Raw genomic sequence first — 15,817 nt, 5'->3', positions numbered from 1 at the left:
ACCTGAGGGAAACCAATGACCATCGACTTGTTCCGCTACGAAGGCAAGCGAGCCGTCGTCATCGGCGGCGCCACCGGGATGGGCGCGGAGACGGCCCGCATGGCGGGCGAACTCGGTGCCGAGGTGATCGTGCTCGATGTCGCGCCGGTGGACTACGACTGCGCGCAGAAGATCGAGGTCGACCTGCGCAACCAGGCGAGCGTCGACGCGGCGGTCGATGCGATCGACGGACCGGTCCACACCGTGTTTGCGTGTGCCGGTGTCGCCGACGGCACGGCCGGCATCATGCTCATCAACTTCACCGCCCAACGTCACTTCATCGACCGACTCATCTCCCAGGGCAAGCTCGAGCGCGGTGGCTCGATCGCCTTCATCTCGTCGACCGCGGGAATGGGCTGGAAGAAGAACATCGAGCGCGTCCGCGACTTCCTCGGCAACGACACGTGGGCGACCGCCGCGGCCTGGACCGAGGAGAATCCCGACACCGACTCCTACGGGTTCAGCAAGGAAGCGATCAATCTCTACGTCGCCCAGCAGGCCTTCCCCATGCTGAAGGCCGGCTACCGGATCAACTGCATCCTTCCCGGTCCGACCGTGACCCCCCTGTCGGAGGCCAACGCCGATCTCTGGCTGACCTACGCGGCCGACTACCGAGACGATGCCGGCGTGGACACGCTGACCCCCGATCAGATGGCCAGCACCATGGTGTTCCTCGGCAGCGAAGCTGCTCGCGGCATCAACGGCGAGACCCTCCAGGTCGATCAGGGCCACACCAACGCAGCGCTGGTCGACGCCTACGACGCCCCCATCGTCAAGATGATCGCCGGTGAGATCGAGTGGGACTTCGCCGCCCTCGGCTTCGAGTAGCCACCCCGCTCCCGGCGTCGCACTACGGTCGCCCGCATGAGTGACGACTTCGACCTTCCGACAATTCCGTCCGCCGATCCTGCGCTTCCCGGGACCCTCGAACTCGGGGCCTTCTCGGTGTCGCTGGCCGTCGCCGATCTCGAACGCTCGCGCCGCTTCTACGAGGGCCTCGGCTTCGTGGTCACGGGCGGCGACGCCGAGGCCGATTACCTGATCCTGAAGAACGGCGAGACCACGATCGGGCTCTTCCACGGCATGTTCGAGGGCAACATCTTGACGTTCAACCCGGGTCTGACCAATCGCATGGAACGGCTCGAGGGCTTCACCGACATCCGGTCGATCCAGGACCGACTCGACGAAAACGCCGTCGAACTGACGCAACGCATCGATGCCGATTCGGCGCAGGGGCCCGCCTCCGTCGCCTTCATCGATCCGGACGGCAACGCGATTCTCATCGATCAGTTCTTCTGAGCGACCTCGCCGGCACCCACGGTCAGGTCGGACGCAGGCCCAGACCAACCGGGCGCCACTGACGTCCGGCGAACACGATCTGGTTGACGGTGCAGTGCCGCTCGGCGAAGCCGGCCTCGCAATAGGCGAGGTAGAAGCGCCACAGGCGGCAGAAGCGCTCGTCGAGTCCGAGGGCCGTCACGTCGTCGATCCGCTCGTCGAACGTCCGGCGCCATCGACGCAGCGTCTCGGCATAGTGGGCCGAGAGATCCTCGACGTCGACGATCTGCAACGAGGTCGACCGGGCCACCGATCGTGAGATCGCGCTGATCGACGGAAGGAATCCGCCGGGAAAGACGAACCGACGGATGAAGTCCTCGGTGTTCTTCGTGCGCTCGTAGCGGCGGTCGGGCACACAGATCGCCTGAATGGCCGCCAGACCGTCGGCCTTCATGCACTGTTCGATCGTGCCGAAGTAGCGGTCGTAGTCCCGCCAGTCCACCGCCTCGATCATCTCGATCGATGCCACACGATCGAACTGCCCGGTGAGGTCACGCCAGTCCGAACCCCGGAGATCGACGGAGTCGGCGAGACCGGCCGCGTCGAGACGGTGCGCCGCCTCGCGCCGCTGCTCGTCGGAGATCGTCGTCGTCGTGACCCGACATCCGGTGGTGTCGACGGCCCGCAGGGCGAAGCCGCCCCAGCCCGTTCCGATCTCGAGAACCGAGTGTTCCGCGGTCACCCCGAGCTTCGCGAGCAGGCGGTCGTACTTGTGCTGGCTCGCATTTGCGAGCGCCGCCTCCGCCGACGGGAAGATGGCCGCCGAGTACGTCATGGTGTCGTCCAGGAAGATCTGGAAGAAGTCGTTACCGAGGTCGTAGTGGCTGGCGATGTCCTCCTTGTTGCGGGTCCGATCGGGCCGGGGCAGCACGGCGCGAACGCGGTCGGTAAACCAACTCGTCCGCCGCGAGAGTCGGTTGCGCAACTCGTCGAACCATTCGATGTTGCGAATGATGATCCGCACGACGGCCACCGGGTCGTCACTCGTCCACCAGCCCTCGATGTAGCCGCGGCCGAGCCCGATGGAGCCCTCGCTGACGAGCGCGGTCCAGGCCCGGCCGTCGTGCACTTCGAGCGTGGCCCGCAGCGAGCCGTCCTCGTGCTCGGCGTCGCCGTGGCCGTAGGTGGTGTGTTCGACCGAACCCCCGGTGGCGTCGACGACCGTGAGCTGCTCACGCGTCATCCGCTCGAGGAGCTTGCGGATGGCGACGCGCGCCGCGCGTGCCCTCACCCCATCGGCCCGGGTCATTCGGTGGTCGGCGCGGGCCAGCAACGCCTCGGGCCGGACGACGGGGCGCGTCGGCGGTGAAATGTCGTGGTCGAACGTGGTCATGGTGTCTCTTTCGAGGGGTGGGGGACGAAGGGCACGCCCTTGGCCCAGAGCCGAGCGGCCTGGACGTGGATGGCGGCACTGACCCGGTGGGTCGGGAGGGGTCGGGTGCGCAACGATCGGCCGAGCCGTTGCCGGGTCGCCGTTCGGCGGTCGAGTCGCAGGGCCGTGTGCAGGGCGATCTCATCGGCCGCATCGAGGACGTCGATGTCCACCGCGACCCGGTCGTCGCGATCCTCCACCGTCAGGCGGTAGCGGTGGTCCAGACCGAGGAACGGCGACACGTGCATCGCCTTGTCGAACTCGGCGACGAGCAGATCACCGGCGGGCGCCAAGGCGACCGGATAGCGGGTCCGCTCCTTCCACGGCGTGTTGGTCACCTCCAGCACCACGCCGACCGGCGAACGACCGTGCGTCGGAGGCTGACCGTCCCACACGAAGAAGAGCGTGATCGGGTTGAAGAGCCACCCCCACCGCCGCACCTGCGAGAGCATGCGCACGGGACCCTGAGGTCGTTCGCCCAACACCGAGGCGAGCCCGTCGCGGGCCGAATCACCGAGCGAACCGCCGAACTCGGTGCCGTAGTCCTTCCGGCGAAACCGGGCGGGCGCCGGCCAGCGATGGGACCAGGCGGGGTGACGATCGCAGAGGGCCTGGGGGTCGTCGGGGTCGAGCCAGACGAGACTGACCGGGTTCGTGAACCGGTGCTCACGGGTGGCCGACCGGTGATGGGTGACGGTGCCTTCGCACACGGCGGGAGGGCCGGGAATCACCAGGGCACCCCCAGTCGCTCGCAGACCCGCAGCGCCGACGAGATGCCGTCCTCGTGGAACCCGTAGCCCCAGTAGGCGCCGCAGTAGTGGACACCCGATACGCCGTCGATCTCCTCGAATCGGCCCTGCGCTTCGATGGCGGCGCCATCGAACACCGGATGGGCGTAGCGGAACGTCCCGAGCACGGTCGCCGGATCGATGCGGTGTTCGCTGTTGAGGCTCACCAGGTAGCGGCGGGCCCCGGGGAGCCGCTGGAGGTTCGTCATGTCGTAGGTGAGCGTGGCCACACCCCGGGGATCGATCCCCGGCCGGGGGCACTCGTAGTTCCATGCCGCCCACGTGCGACGGACCGGAGAGAGCACACTCGTGTCGGTGTGGAGCGTGGCCGTGTTCGGCTGATAGGCAATCGCGCCGAGCACGTCGCGCTCGGCGTCGCTCGCGTCGTCCAGCAGCCGCAGCGACTGGTCGGGGTGACACGCGAGCACGACTCGATCGAAGTGCACCGATCCTTCCGCGGTTCTCACCTGCACGCCGTCGCCGTCCCGCCGCACGCCCTCGACCGGGGTCGCGAGCCGCACGGTGCCGCGGAAGCGATCGGCGATGGCGTCGACGTACACCCGACTGCCCCCGGGGATCGTGCGCCACTGAGGGCGCCGCCCGAAGCCGAGGAGTCCGTGATTGCGGAGAAACCGGAACAGGCTCACGGCTGGGAAGGCATCGAACTGATCCGGGTCCGCCGACCAGACCGACGCACCGAGCGGCACGAGGTGGCCCTCGACGAACGCCGAGGAATAGCGCCCGGTCGCCAGGAACTCTCCCAGGGTGATCGATTCCGACCCGGGGTCGGTGGAGGCGAGCAGTCGGTTCGCGGCTCGGTAGAACCGCACGATGTCGGCCAGCATCCGCCACATCGCGGGCCGGGCGAGATTGCGCCGATCGGCGAAGATCGTGCTCGGGTTGGACGCCCGATACGTGAAGAGTCCACCCCGATCGTCGACGTCGCGATCGGTGACCGCGAAGCTCATCTCCGCGTCCTGGGTCGGCACGCCGAGCTCGTCGAACAGGCGGCAGAGATTCGGGTAGTTCCGATCGTTGTGCACGATGAACCCGGTGTCGACGGCGATCGGGCCGGCCGCGGGGTCGTCGACCACCACGGTGTTCGCGTGGCCGCCGAGTCGATCGTCGGCCTCGAAGATCGTGACGTCGTGCGCGGGACCGAGCACGTGGGCGCAGCTGAGCCCGGCAACTCCCGATCCGACCACGGCGATGCGCACATCCGTTCTTCGGAGCCGGCCCCCGGTCTGGATGCAATCAGATGTGATTCAGGCCCGCAGCGACGTCTTCTTGATCTTCCCCATCGGGGTGCGATCGAACGTCGTGACGAAGTGGATCGCCTCCGGCACCTTGTAGCGGGCAAGGTGCTCGGCGCACAGCGAGATCAGCGCGATCTCGGACACCTCGCTTCCCTCCATTCGCTCGACGAACCCGATCACCCGTTCGCCGAGGCGCTCGTCGGGCACGCCGATGACGGCGCATGCCGCGACGCCCGGGCTCTCGTGGAGCACTCGTTCGACCTCAGCCGGATAGACGTTGGCACCGCCCCGGATGATCAGGTCGACCCTGCGGTCGTGGATACGGAGATTCCCGTCGTCGTCGAGTGAACCGACGTCGCCGGTGTGCAGGAGTCCGTCGCGCAGCGCCGCGGCGGAGGCATCCGGTCGATTCCAGTAACCGAGCATCGGTCGGTAGACGTCGGCGAATTCGCCGTCCACCGAAGGGCCGACACACACTTCGCCCGGCTCGCCGGTCGGCACGGATTCGCCGTCGTCATCAAGAATGTGGATGGAGCACTGCGGAAGCGGCTTGCCACACGCGCCAGGCACCGCCGGCTCGCCGACATCCTCGACGGTCACCGCCGTCGGCGCCTCGGTCAGGCCGTAACCAGTACCCACTCTCGTCCCGAACCGCTCCTCGTAGAGGCGTCGGAACGCGTCGGGCATGTCCGCGCCGCCGACACCGATGGTCTCGATCGACGCGAGCATTTCGTCGGTGACCGCCGGGTCGGTGAGGAGATCGTGGACCATGGCGGGAACGGCCGAGAAGGTCGTCACTCGCTCGGCGGCAATCCACTCGCCCATCCCCAACCCGTCGACCCGATCCATGGCCACGAGCGTCAGACCGCATTGATACGCAACGCACGGTCCGAGCACGAGCAGATTGAGGATGGTGAGCGGCAGCGGTACCCCCATGACCCCACCAGCGGAATACGACCCTCGCACGGCACTGACCCGACCGGGCAGGAGCATGTTGTGCTGCGAATGCACGGCCCCTTTCGGGAAGCCGGTGGTCCCCGACGTGTAGGCGATCGCTGCCGGTGCCAGCGGATCGACGGGGGCACCCTCGCCCCGCAGAGATGCAGCGGCCACGGCTTGGCGCCAGTCGTCGACCGTCCAGAGCACGCGCAGGTCGTCGAGCTCCGGCCTGAATGAGTGGAGTGAGCCCACCGAGTCGTCGTCGGCGACAAGGGCCACGACCCCGGCGTCGCGCAGCATGTAGACCTTCTCGCGTGGCGCCAGCGTGCGGTTGACTCCCAGCCAGATCGCACCGATGCGCATCGACGCGAGGAAGCCGATCACGAGGTCGACGTCGTTGGGCAACGACATCGCCACCCGGTCACCGGCGCTGATGCCGAGCCCGGCCAGCGCGCCGACCGCCCTTTCCACCTCGGCATGAAGCCCGGCCATGTCGAAGCGACCACCTCGTCCGATGAGCGCCATGCGGTCGGGACCGTCGGCGACCCCCGCATCGAGCAACGCGGCGATCGTCCGAGGTCCGCCGATGTCTCGCGGCGGCGATGCCGGAGCGATCAGTCCGTGGGTACCGAGGTCGATCACTGCTACGCCTTGGCCAGCGTCGCCAGTGTCTCCCCCATGATCAACCTCTGGGGGTCGGCGTCGAGTCCGTCCAACGCGTCACGAAAGGCCAGAGGTTCGGCCAACCCCTCGGCGTGGGGGTAGTCGGAACCGAAGAGAACCTGCGACGCACCGATCACTTCGCACAGAGCGGGAATGTCCTCCTCGTGATACGGCGAGACGAACACCTTCTCCTTCACGATGTCGCTGGGCCGACCGGCGACGTAGCCACCGGGCCACGGACCGTTGCGCCCCATGCCCTTCATCTTGTCCATCGCGGCGAGCAGATAGGGAACCCACAAGGAACCGTTTTCGACGGACATCACGCGAATGTTCGGGAACCGGCCGAAGAAGTTCATGAACGTCAGTCCCGAGATCGTCTGCATGATGGGCAGGTCGCCGTAGAAACTCGTCCATTGGAAGGCCGATTGGCGATGCGACGAGGGATTGCTCTCCTCACCCCATGCCGTGGAGAACATCTCGTTGTACCCCGACTCCGAGATGTGGAAGGTCACGGTCATCCCGGCTTCGTCGACGCGACTCCAGAACGAGTCGAAGTGAGGATCGCCGGGGTTTCGCCCGCCCTGCGGACCGGGGCGGAGATGGATGAACCGGGCCCCTCGCTCCATCACGAACTCGAGCTCGGCGACGGCTGCGTCGACATCGATCAGCGACATCAGGGGCACACCGAAGATACGGCCATCGGTGCCGAAGCCCCAGTCCTCCTCGAGCCAGCGGTTGAATGCATGGACGTTCGCGTAGGTTCGCGCCGGGTTGTCCGCCATGAAGTGTTCCACGCACACTGCGACGGTCGGGAACAGGACAACGGCGTCGAGCCCCTGCGCATCCATCACGTCGAGCCGGGCGCCACGATCGCGGTATGCGGGCTGCACCGGTTCGATCGTCTCGTTCTCAGCGATCGCCGATCCCGCCTTCATGGCGCGCAGCATCTCGCGCAGCGATCCCGGTTTCGCGTGGGCGTCGGAGAACGGGTCCTGCAGGAACGTGAACGGACGATCGCCGATCAGTACCTCGGTCCGGCCGTTGCGGTCGACGACGCGAACTGCGTCGTCCAGCCGTGTTGCCGGCATGAACCGGGTGAAGCAGTCGGAGGGCTCGTAGTAGTGGTTGTCCGCATCGAAGATCATGGTCGCGTGCTTCCTCGCGCCCGGCGATTCGCCAAATGTGACGCTGATGTTAGATTCTCTCTACAGCCCGGTATCGGTCAAGGGGGACCAGTGGACAAGAACGACATGATCCTGGTGAGCGTCGACGATCATCTGTGCGAACCACCGCACATGTTCGACGAGCATCTTCCTGCGAAGTGGAAGGACGAGGCGCCGAAGCTCGTCCGTACCGAAGATGGCAACGACGTCTGGACGTTCAACGGCGCCGTCATCCCCAATGTGGGGCTCAACGCGGTGGCCGGCCGCCCCAAGGAGGAGTACGGCGTGGAGCCGACTTCGTTCGAGGAGATGCGGCCCGGCTGCTACGACATCCACGAGCGCATCAAGGACATGAACGCCGGCGGAGTGCTGGGTTCGATGTGCTTCCCGTCCTTCCCCGGCTTCGCCGGCCGCCTGTTCGCCGCCCACCCCGACAAGGAGTTCGCGGCCGATCTGATCAGGGCGTACAACGACTGGCACATCGACGAGTGGTGCGGCTCCTACCCGGGTCGCTTCATCCCCGCCGCGCTGCCGATGCTGTGGTCGCCCGAGGAGACCGCCGCCGAAATCACACGCGTCGCGGCCAAGGGTTGCCACTCCATGATCTTCACCGAGAACCCCGTGCCCCTCGGCGAACCGAGCTGGCACGACGAGCACTGGAACCCGATGCTCGAGGCCTGCGTCGAACACGACACCGTGCTCTCGATCCATCTCGGATCGTCGGGCCAACTCGTGGTGACGGCCCCCAATGCACCGATGGACGTGATGATCCAGATGCAGCCGATGAACATCTCGACGGCCGCCGCCGACCTGCTCTGGTCGACGGTTCCTCGCCGCTACCCCGAGATCAAGATCGCGCTCTCCGAAGGTGGCGCCGGCTGGGTCCCCTACTTCATGGACCGGGCCGACAAGACCTACAACATGCACCACCTGTGGACAGGCCAGGACTTCGGCGATCTCCTCCCGAGTGAGGTGTTCCGCCGCAACTTCCTCACCTGCTTCATCTCCGACCCGGTCGGGGTCGCGCTGCGAAACGAGATCGGGATCAACAACATCACGTGGGAGATGGACTACCCGCACTCCGACTCCAACTGGCCCAATGCTCCCGAGGAGCTCCAGGACGTGTTCGCCGGCGTGTCAGACGACGACATCAACCGGATCACACATCTCAACGCGATGGATTGGTACTCCTACGATCCGTTTTCCGTGCTCGATCGGGCCGACTGCACCGTCGGTGCACTTCGTGAGGCCGCCGGCGACCACGACGTGTCGATCAAGTCGATGGACACCGGTCGACACGAGGGAGCCGAGAAGATCTCCCTCGTCGATTTCGCGGCCAGCGCCAAGTCGAAAGCCTGACCGCCATCTACGACCTCGGGGGCCGCACCGCGCTGGTCACCGGTGCGGCTGGTGGCGGCATCGGCAAGGCGACGGCTCGACGCCTGCTCACCGAGGGCGCCAACGTCGTCGTGACCGATGTCCACCCTCGCCGCACCGACGAGACCGTCGCCGAGTTGGCCGAGGAATTCGGCGACGACCGGGTGATGGGTTCGCTCATGGACGCCGGCGATCGCGTCCAGATCGACGCCACCCTGGCTGCCGCTCGCGACCGCTTCGGCATCGTCGACGTACTCGTGAACAACGCGGCGGTCAACGCGCTCAATCCCGTCGGCGACATGACACCGGAGGAGTGGGACTGGGCGATCGGGGTCAACCTCTCGGGACCCTGGTACCTGAGTCGAGCTGCGCTTCCGGCGATGGCCGCGCAGGGGTGGGGGTCGATCGTCAACATCACCTCGGTCGCCGGCTGGATCCACGGCACCAACGAAGGCCCCTATGCCAGCGCCAAGGCCGCCCTGCACCAACTCACCCGCACGATCGCCACCGAATACGGGCCGCACGGCATTCGCTGCAACAGCGTCGCCCCCGGCATCATCCACACCTGGTTCATCGATGCCAAGGCTCCCCAACTTCTCGACGAGGCCGACAACACTCCGGTGCGACGGTTGGGTACGCCGGACGACATCGCCAATGTCGTTGCCTGGCTCGTGTCGGATCAGTCGAGCTTCGTGACCGGCGAGACCATCAACGCCAGCGGCGGCTGGTACATGCGTCCGTGAGCCCGCCCCATTTCAGCGGAGGCCGCCGTCCATCCGGAGGATCGCGCCGGTGGTGAACGACGACGCATCGCTCGCGAAATACAGGGCGGCGCCGACGATCTCGCCGGGCTCGCCGGCCCGGCCGAGCGAGATGCCGGCGCCGATGTGGGCGAGTGCGTCGTCGCTCCATGCCGCGGAGATGTCGGTGAGGAACGGGCCCGGTTGGATGCAGTTGACGCGCACCTCGGGGCCGTAGGCCCTCGAGAAGCTCTCCGTGAGATTGTGGAGCCCGGCCTTGGCCAGCCCGTAGACCACCTCGCCGGGCGTCGGTTTCACCGCCGCCGTCGAACTGACCGAGATGATCGACCCGCCGCCGCTGGCCCGCATGTGTTCGGCGAGCAGCACCGTGAGGCGGAACGTGCCCTTGAGGTTGACGTCCATCACCTTGTCGTAGAGGGCTTCGTCGATGGCGTCGATCGACGGATACAGCGGCGACATCCCGGCGTTGTTCACGAGCACGTCGATGCGCCCGAACTCTGCGATCGACCGCTCGGCCAGCGCCTCGGCCTGATCCCAGTAGCCGATGTGACACTGGACCGGGAGCGCCCGCACAGCGAAGTGCTCCTCGACCTCGGCGGCCAGCGCCTGACAGTTCTCGAGCTTGCGACTGGCGATGACGACGTTCGCACCCTGGGCTGCGAACGCGAGCACCATCTCGCGGCCGAGCCCCCGACTGCCGCCGGTGACGACGGCCGTTCGCCCGGAGAGATCGAAGAGATCGGTAGGTGACGACATGGCCGGAGCGTACGTCATCTAGACAGATCGCTCTTGGCGAGAAATACTGACACCACTGTTAGATAATCCCGCCCGACGCGGCGAGAGACGAGGGATCGCATGGCCCGCACGATCGACTTCCCGGTGTTCGACGCCGACAACCACCTCTACGAGACGGAGGACGCCTTCACGCGCCATCTGCCGGCCAAATACAAGGGGGCGATCAAGTACGTCCAGGTCAACGGCCGCACCAAGATCGCGGTGAACGACAAGATCTCGGACTACATCCCCAACCCCACCTTCGGCGTGGTCGCCCGTCCGGGTGCGCAGGAGGACTACTTCCGCAACGGCAACCCCGACGGCAAGAGTCTGCGGGAGATCTTCGGCGATCCGATGCCGTGCCCGGAGTGGGCCCGCAACGCCGCCGCCCGACTCCCCCACCTCGACGAGCTCGGTATCGACGGCACCCTGATGTTCCCCACGCTCGCGAGCCTGCTCGAAGAGCGCATGCGCGACGACCCCGACCTGTGCCACGCCGCCGTGCACTCGTTGAACCAGTGGCTGCTCGACGAGTGGAGCTTCAACCACGAGGACCGCATCTTCGCCACGCCGGTCATCGCCCTGCCGATCGTCGAGAAGGCGATCGAGGAACTCGAGTGGGCCCTCGACAACGGCGCCCGTTGCATCCTCATCCGTCCGGCGCCGGCGTGGGGACTGCGGGGACCACGCTCGCCCGGCCTCGAGGAGTTCGATCCCTTCTGGGCGCGCGTGCAGGAAGCCGGCGTGTTCGTCGGGATGCACTCGTCGGACTCCGGCTATGCCGACCTCTCGAGCATCTGGGAGGGCAAGGGCGAGATGCTCCCCTTCAAGCCCAACCCGTTCCGCAGCCTCATCATGGGCAACCGGCCGATCACCGACATGATGAACGCGATGATCTGCCACGGTGCCTTCACGCGGTTCCCCGACATGCGGTTCGGCACCATCGAGAACGGAGGCACCTGGGTCAAGCCGCTCGTCGAAGGGCTCAACGGCATCTACAAGAAGATGCCCCAGGAGTTCGCCGAGCATCCGCTCACGTCGTTCACCCGCAACGTCTACGTCAATCCGTTCTGGGAGGACGGCCTCGAGGACCTGATCGAGATCATGTCGCCCGACCGTCTGCTCTTCGGCAGCGACTATCCGCACCCGGAGGGCATGGCGAACCCCGTCGACTTCGTCGACGATCTACCGAGCAGCCTCAGCGACGCCGACGTGGCCAAGATCATGGGCGGCAACCTCAAGGAACTGCTGCACGTCTGATGCAGGTCCACCTCGATCGCGTTCGCTGCCAGGGGCACGGGCGCTGCTATGTCCTCGCGCCGGCGGTCTTCGAGTCCGACGACGACGGCTACGGCATTGTCGTCTCGACCCTGGCCGTGAACTCGGAGATCCTGCCCGATCTCCACGACGCGGCCCGCAAGGGTGCCGCCAACTGTCCCGAAGACGCCATCACCCTCACCGAAGGCTGACCCCATGACCGAAGAGACCACACCACCCGAAACCGCGACGGGACTCGACCTCGCCGGCCCACCCCAGGAGATGTACAAGTTCCTGCGTGACCACATGCCGGTGATGGCGGTCGAACACGAGATGCTCACGGGCACGAGTGTCGCGTTGCACGACGACGTGATGACCGTGCTCCAGAACCCCGACATTTTCTCCAGCGACGGTGCGGCCGAGATCGGCCAGGTCCGGCCTCTCATCCCGCTGGAGATCGATCCGCCCGACCACTCGAAGTACCGCAAGCTGCTCGACCCGCTGTTCGCGCCCCGCCGCGTGGCCGAGCTGGAAGCCGGCACCCGGGCGCTCGTCAACGATCTCATCGACGGGGTCATCGACGACGGCGCGTGCAACTTCCACGACCGCATCGCCGAGCCGCTGCCCAGCCAGGTGTTCCTCACGATGTTCGGCCTGCCCATCGACCGCACCCCCGAGTTCATCGAACTGAAGGACGGCATCATCCGTCCCCCGGTGCGGTCGAAGGACGCCAAGGCATACCGCGACGCGACCGGGCAGAAGATCTATGCCGTGCTCGAAGCGGCCATCGCCGAGAAGAAGGCGGCTCCACAGGACGACTTCATCTCGCAGTTCCTCGATGCCGAGGTCGATGGCCATCGCCTCACCGAGGAGGACGTGCTCGACATCGGCTACCTGTTCTTCCTCGCGGGACTCGACACCGTCACCGCCTCGCTCGACTGCATGATCACCCACCTCGCCCAGCACCCCGACGATCAGCAGCGCCTCGTCGATCGCCCGGCCGACGTTCCCGCGGCGGTCGAGGAACTGCTGCGCTGGGAGTCGCCGGTGGCCGGCGTCGTACGGGTGGCCACACGCGACACCGAGCTCTCGGGCTGTCCGATCAAGGCCGGCGACGCCGTCTCGGTCAACCTCGGATCGGCCAACACCGACGAGCGCTTCTGGGCCGATGCCGACAAGGTCGATTTCGACCGCGAGGTCAACAAGCACATCGCGTTCGGCGGCGGTGTCCATCGCTGCCTCGGCTCGCATCTCGCCCGCATGGAACTGCGGGTCGCGCTCGAGGAATGGCACAAACGGGTGCCGTCGTACAGGCTCGAACCGGGCCTGGTGCCCGAATACACGATGGGGTTGCGCAGCGTCGACAACCTCCGACTCGTCTGGGGAGACTGAATGGACTCGAAACTGCTCATCGGTGGCCGGCTCGTGGATGCGGAGGGCGGCGCGACGTTCGACAACATCAACCCGGCGACCGAGGAGGTGATCGGCCAGATCGCCGACGGCAGCCGAGCCGACATGGAGGCCGCCGTGGCTGCGGCCCGTGAAGCGTTCGACACGACCGACTGGTCCACCGATCACGCGTTCCGCAAGAAGTGTCTCGGCCAACTCCAGGCCGCCATCGAGAGCGAGCAGGAGGAGTTCCGTCAGGATCTCATCGCCGAGGTCGGCTGCCCGCTGCTGCTCACCTACGGTCCCCAGCTCGACGCACCGCTGCGCGAGGCCCTGGCGTGGCCGGCGGAGATGATCGACGAGTTCGAGTGGAAGCGGTCGATCGGCCCGAAGGACGCGATGGGCGTCGGCTACGAGACCGCCCGCGAGGTCTGGAAGGAAGCCATCGGTGTGGTCGGCGTGATCGTGCCCTGGAATTTCCCCATCGAGATCACCCTCAACAAGCTGGGCCCGGTCCTGGCCATGGGCAACACCTGCGTCCTCAAGCCCGCGCCCGACACCTCGGCCACCGCGCTGCGACTGGGCCGCCTCATCGCCGAGAAGACCGACATTCCGGCCGGTGTGGTCAACATCGTGTCGAGCCAGGACCACCTGACGGGCGAGGTCCTCACCACGTCGCCCGACGTCGACCTGGTCGCGTTCACCGGGTCCAGCGCCACGGGCCGTCGGATCATGGAGGCGGCCTCGGCCACCCTCAAGCCGGTGTTCCTCGAACTCGGCGGCAAGTCGGCCAACATCTATCTCGACGACGTCGACCTGGAAGCGACCCTCGCCTCGGCCGTCACGTCGTGCATGCACGGTGGCCAGGGCTGTGCCATCCCGACTCGACTGCTCGTGCCCCGCAACCGATACGACGAGGCGGTGGCCGTGGCCAAGGCCTCGTTCGAGGGCTGGAACTACGGCGACCCGACCGACGCCAACAATCTCCAGGGTCCCCAGGTCTCGAAGAAGCAGCAGGAGCGGGTGCTGGACTACATCGAGAAGGGGAAGGCCGAGGGCGCTCGTGTCGTGACCGGTGGTGGCATCCCGGCTCACCTCGAGAAGGGCTTCTACGTCGAGCCCACACTGTTCGCCGATGTCGACAACTCGATGACCATCGCCCAGGAGGAGATCTTCGGCCCCGTCATCTGCATGATCCCCTACGACGACGACGAGGACGCGGTCCGCATCGCCAACGACTCCACCTTCGGCCTCTCGGGCAACATCTTCTCGGGCGACCTCGAGCGGGCCAAGGCGATGGCCGCCCGGATCCGGGTCGGCACGCTCGGCATCAACGGCGGTGTCTGGTACGGCGCCGACGCGCCGTTCGGCGGCTACAAGGGCTCCGGCATCGGTCGCCAGTGCGGCATCGAAGGGCTGGAGATCTTCACCGAGACGAAGACAGTCGGCTGGCCCGCATGAGCGGACCGCTGGACGGGGTCCGCGTCGTCGAACTGGCGAGCTGGATGTTCATCCCGTCGGCCGGTTCGGTCCTGGCCGACTGGGGCGCCGACGTCATCAAGGTCGAACCGCCCGACGGCGGCGACCCGCAGCGGGGCCTGATCACCTCCGGGCTGCTGCCCGGGGGCGCCGGCGGGGTCAACTTCATGGTCGAGCAACCCAATCGCTCGAAGCGCAGCATGGCCATCGACCTGCGCCACGACGACGGCCACGAGGCGTTCATGCGGCTCGTCGAAACGGCCGACGTGTTTCTCACCAACTACCTCCCACCGATCCGGCGCAAGCTACGCGTCGACACCGACGACATCCGTGCCCGCAACCCGAGCATCGTGATCGCCCGCGGATCCGGCCAGGGTTCGCAGGGCCCCCACGCCGAGAAAGGCGGCTACGACGGCGCCTCGTTCTGGGCCCGGGGCGGCCTCGGCGCCGTGTTCCCACCCGACGAGAACGGCTGGCCGGCGGCCCAGTCGTCGCCGGCCTTCGGCGACGTGATGGGCGGACTCAGTGTGGCCGGCGCCATCGCGGCGGCCCTCGTCAAGCGGGAACGCACCGGCGAGGGAAGCGTCGTCGACGTGTCGTTGCTGGCCACCGCGATGTGGCAGATCTCGCCGCTCGTCGTCGCGTCGAAGCTGTTCGGCATGAGCTCGCTCCCCCGGGGCGACCGCCGCCTCTCACCCAACCCCGGCGTCGGCGTCTACAAGACCAAGGACGATCGCTTCATCAGCCTGATCCTGCTCCAGAGCGACAAGCACTGGGACGACTTCGCCGCCCGGCTCGACCGGCCGATCCTGGTCGACGACGATCGCTTCGCCCACTCGTCGGCGCGCGCCGAGAACGGTCCGGCCTGCATCGACATCCTCGACGACGCGTTCGCCGAGCGAACTCTCGACGAGTGGAAGGCGAGGCTCGAGACGTTCGAGGGCGTGTGGACGCCGTTCCAGACGCTCGACGAGCTCTACGCCGACCCACAGGTGGTCGCCAACGGCTACCTGCCCACGATGATCCACGGGTCGGGCGACGAGGTCCAGCTGGTCGCGAGTCCGGCCCAGTTCGACGAGACTCCGACCGTCGTGGAACGCGCACCCGAGCTCGGCGAGCACACCGAACTCATCCTCGCCGAGCTGGGTGTCGGATGGGACGAGATCACCGCGATGAAGGAGTCGGGCGCGATCCTCTGACCTGCCGTGGTCCTCGAGACGTA

15 protein-coding genes are annotated in these 15,817 nt (G+C 66.9%); 9 read left to right on the top strand and 6 right to left on the bottom strand.

Annotated features, from left to right (window positions below):
• The first annotated feature begins 15 nt into the window (after positions 1-15).
• Positions 16-867, top strand: a complete 852-nt coding sequence (locus RIB98_12945) for an SDR family oxidoreductase (protein MEQ8841880.1) — start codon at positions 16-18, stop codon at positions 865-867.
• Between the two features lie 36 nt (positions 868-903).
• On the top strand, positions 904-1,338 hold the full coding sequence (locus RIB98_12940; protein MEQ8841879.1) for a VOC family protein: 435 nt from the start codon (positions 904-906) through the stop codon (positions 1,336-1,338).
• 22 nt (positions 1,339-1,360) lie between these two features.
• Here RIB98_12940 and RIB98_12935 read toward each other — a convergent pair whose 3' ends face one another.
• Genes RIB98_12935 through RIB98_12915 form a run of 5 tightly spaced genes read right to left on the bottom strand, consistent with a single transcriptional unit; the run spans position 1,361 to position 7,540 of the window.
• A complete protein-coding gene (locus RIB98_12935; GenBank protein MEQ8841878.1) occupies positions 1,361-2,710 on the bottom strand; it encodes a cyclopropane-fatty-acyl-phospholipid synthase family protein in 1,350 nt (449 codons plus the stop codon).
• Positions 2,707-3,480: a DUF1365 domain-containing protein gene (locus RIB98_12930; protein ID MEQ8841877.1), complete on the bottom strand. Its 774-nt coding sequence runs from the start codon at positions 3,478-3,480 to the stop codon at positions 2,707-2,709. Before RIB98_12930 ends, RIB98_12935 begins: the two co-directional genes overlap by 4 nt.
• Positions 3,477-4,754 (bottom strand): FAD-dependent oxidoreductase, encoded by a 1,278-nt coding sequence (locus RIB98_12925; protein ID MEQ8841876.1) that lies wholly within the window; start codon positions 4,752-4,754, stop codon positions 3,477-3,479. Before RIB98_12925 ends, RIB98_12930 begins: the two co-directional genes overlap by 4 nt.
• 48 nt (positions 4,755-4,802) lie before the next feature.
• Positions 4,803-6,374, bottom strand: coding sequence for an AMP-binding protein (locus tag RIB98_12920; GenBank protein ID MEQ8841875.1), 1,572 nt, complete (start codon positions 6,372-6,374; stop codon positions 4,803-4,805).
• A 2-nt stretch (positions 6,375-6,376) separates the two neighbouring features.
• Entirely contained in the window at positions 6,377-7,540 is a 1,164-nt protein-coding gene (locus tag RIB98_12915; GenBank protein ID MEQ8841874.1) for an amidohydrolase family protein, read from the bottom strand.
• Between the two features lie 90 nt (positions 7,541-7,630).
• Here RIB98_12915 and RIB98_12910 point away from each other — a divergent pair, with 90 nt between their 5' ends.
• Together RIB98_12910 and RIB98_12905 are read left to right on the top strand one after the other, a co-directional pair.
• Positions 7,631-8,917: an amidohydrolase family protein gene (locus RIB98_12910; GenBank protein ID MEQ8841873.1), complete on the top strand. Its 1,287-nt coding sequence runs from the start codon at positions 7,631-7,633 to the stop codon at positions 8,915-8,917.
• Positions 8,914-9,678: an SDR family NAD(P)-dependent oxidoreductase gene (locus RIB98_12905; GenBank protein ID MEQ8841872.1), complete on the top strand. Its 765-nt coding sequence runs from the start codon at positions 8,914-8,916 to the stop codon at positions 9,676-9,678. Before RIB98_12910 ends, RIB98_12905 begins: the two co-directional genes overlap by 4 nt.
• 12 nt (positions 9,679-9,690) lie before the next feature.
• Here the strand turns inward: RIB98_12905 and RIB98_12900 are convergent, their stop codons facing one another.
• Positions 9,691-10,452, bottom strand: coding sequence for an SDR family oxidoreductase (locus RIB98_12900; GenBank protein MEQ8841871.1), 762 nt, complete (start codon positions 10,450-10,452; stop codon positions 9,691-9,693).
• Positions 10,453-10,551: 99 nt separating this feature from the next.
• Between RIB98_12900 and RIB98_12895 the strand changes: the two genes are divergently transcribed.
• The 5 genes from RIB98_12895 to RIB98_12875 are packed head-to-tail and all read left to right on the top strand — an operon-like array spanning position 10,552 to position 15,794.
• Positions 10,552-11,730, top strand: a complete 1,179-nt coding sequence (locus RIB98_12895; protein ID MEQ8841870.1) for an amidohydrolase family protein — start codon at positions 10,552-10,554, stop codon at positions 11,728-11,730.
• A complete protein-coding gene (locus tag RIB98_12890) occupies positions 11,730-11,939 on the top strand; it encodes a ferredoxin (protein ID MEQ8841869.1) in 210 nt (69 codons plus the stop codon). Before RIB98_12895 ends, RIB98_12890 begins: the two co-directional genes overlap by 1 nt.
• Before the next feature lie 4 nt (positions 11,940-11,943).
• A complete protein-coding gene (locus RIB98_12885; protein MEQ8841868.1) occupies positions 11,944-13,119 on the top strand; it encodes a cytochrome P450 in 1,176 nt (391 codons plus the stop codon).
• The gene (locus tag RIB98_12880) at positions 13,120-14,577 is read left to right on the top strand and encodes an aldehyde dehydrogenase family protein (GenBank protein ID MEQ8841867.1); all 1,458 of its coding nucleotides are present in this window, start codon (positions 13,120-13,122) and stop codon (positions 14,575-14,577) included.
• Positions 14,574-15,794: a CoA transferase gene (locus RIB98_12875; GenBank protein ID MEQ8841866.1), complete on the top strand. Its 1,221-nt coding sequence runs from the start codon at positions 14,574-14,576 to the stop codon at positions 15,792-15,794. Before RIB98_12880 ends, RIB98_12875 begins: the two co-directional genes overlap by 4 nt.
• Positions 15,795-15,817: the final 23 nt, after the last annotated feature.

The organism is Acidimicrobiales bacterium (genome assembly GCA_040219515.1).
Taxonomy (GTDB): Bacteria; Actinomycetota; Acidimicrobiia; order Acidimicrobiales; family Aldehydirespiratoraceae; genus JAJRXC01.
The sequence above is the reverse complement of the archived record's forward strand: the minus strand, read 5'-3'. Positions and strand labels throughout refer to the sequence as shown.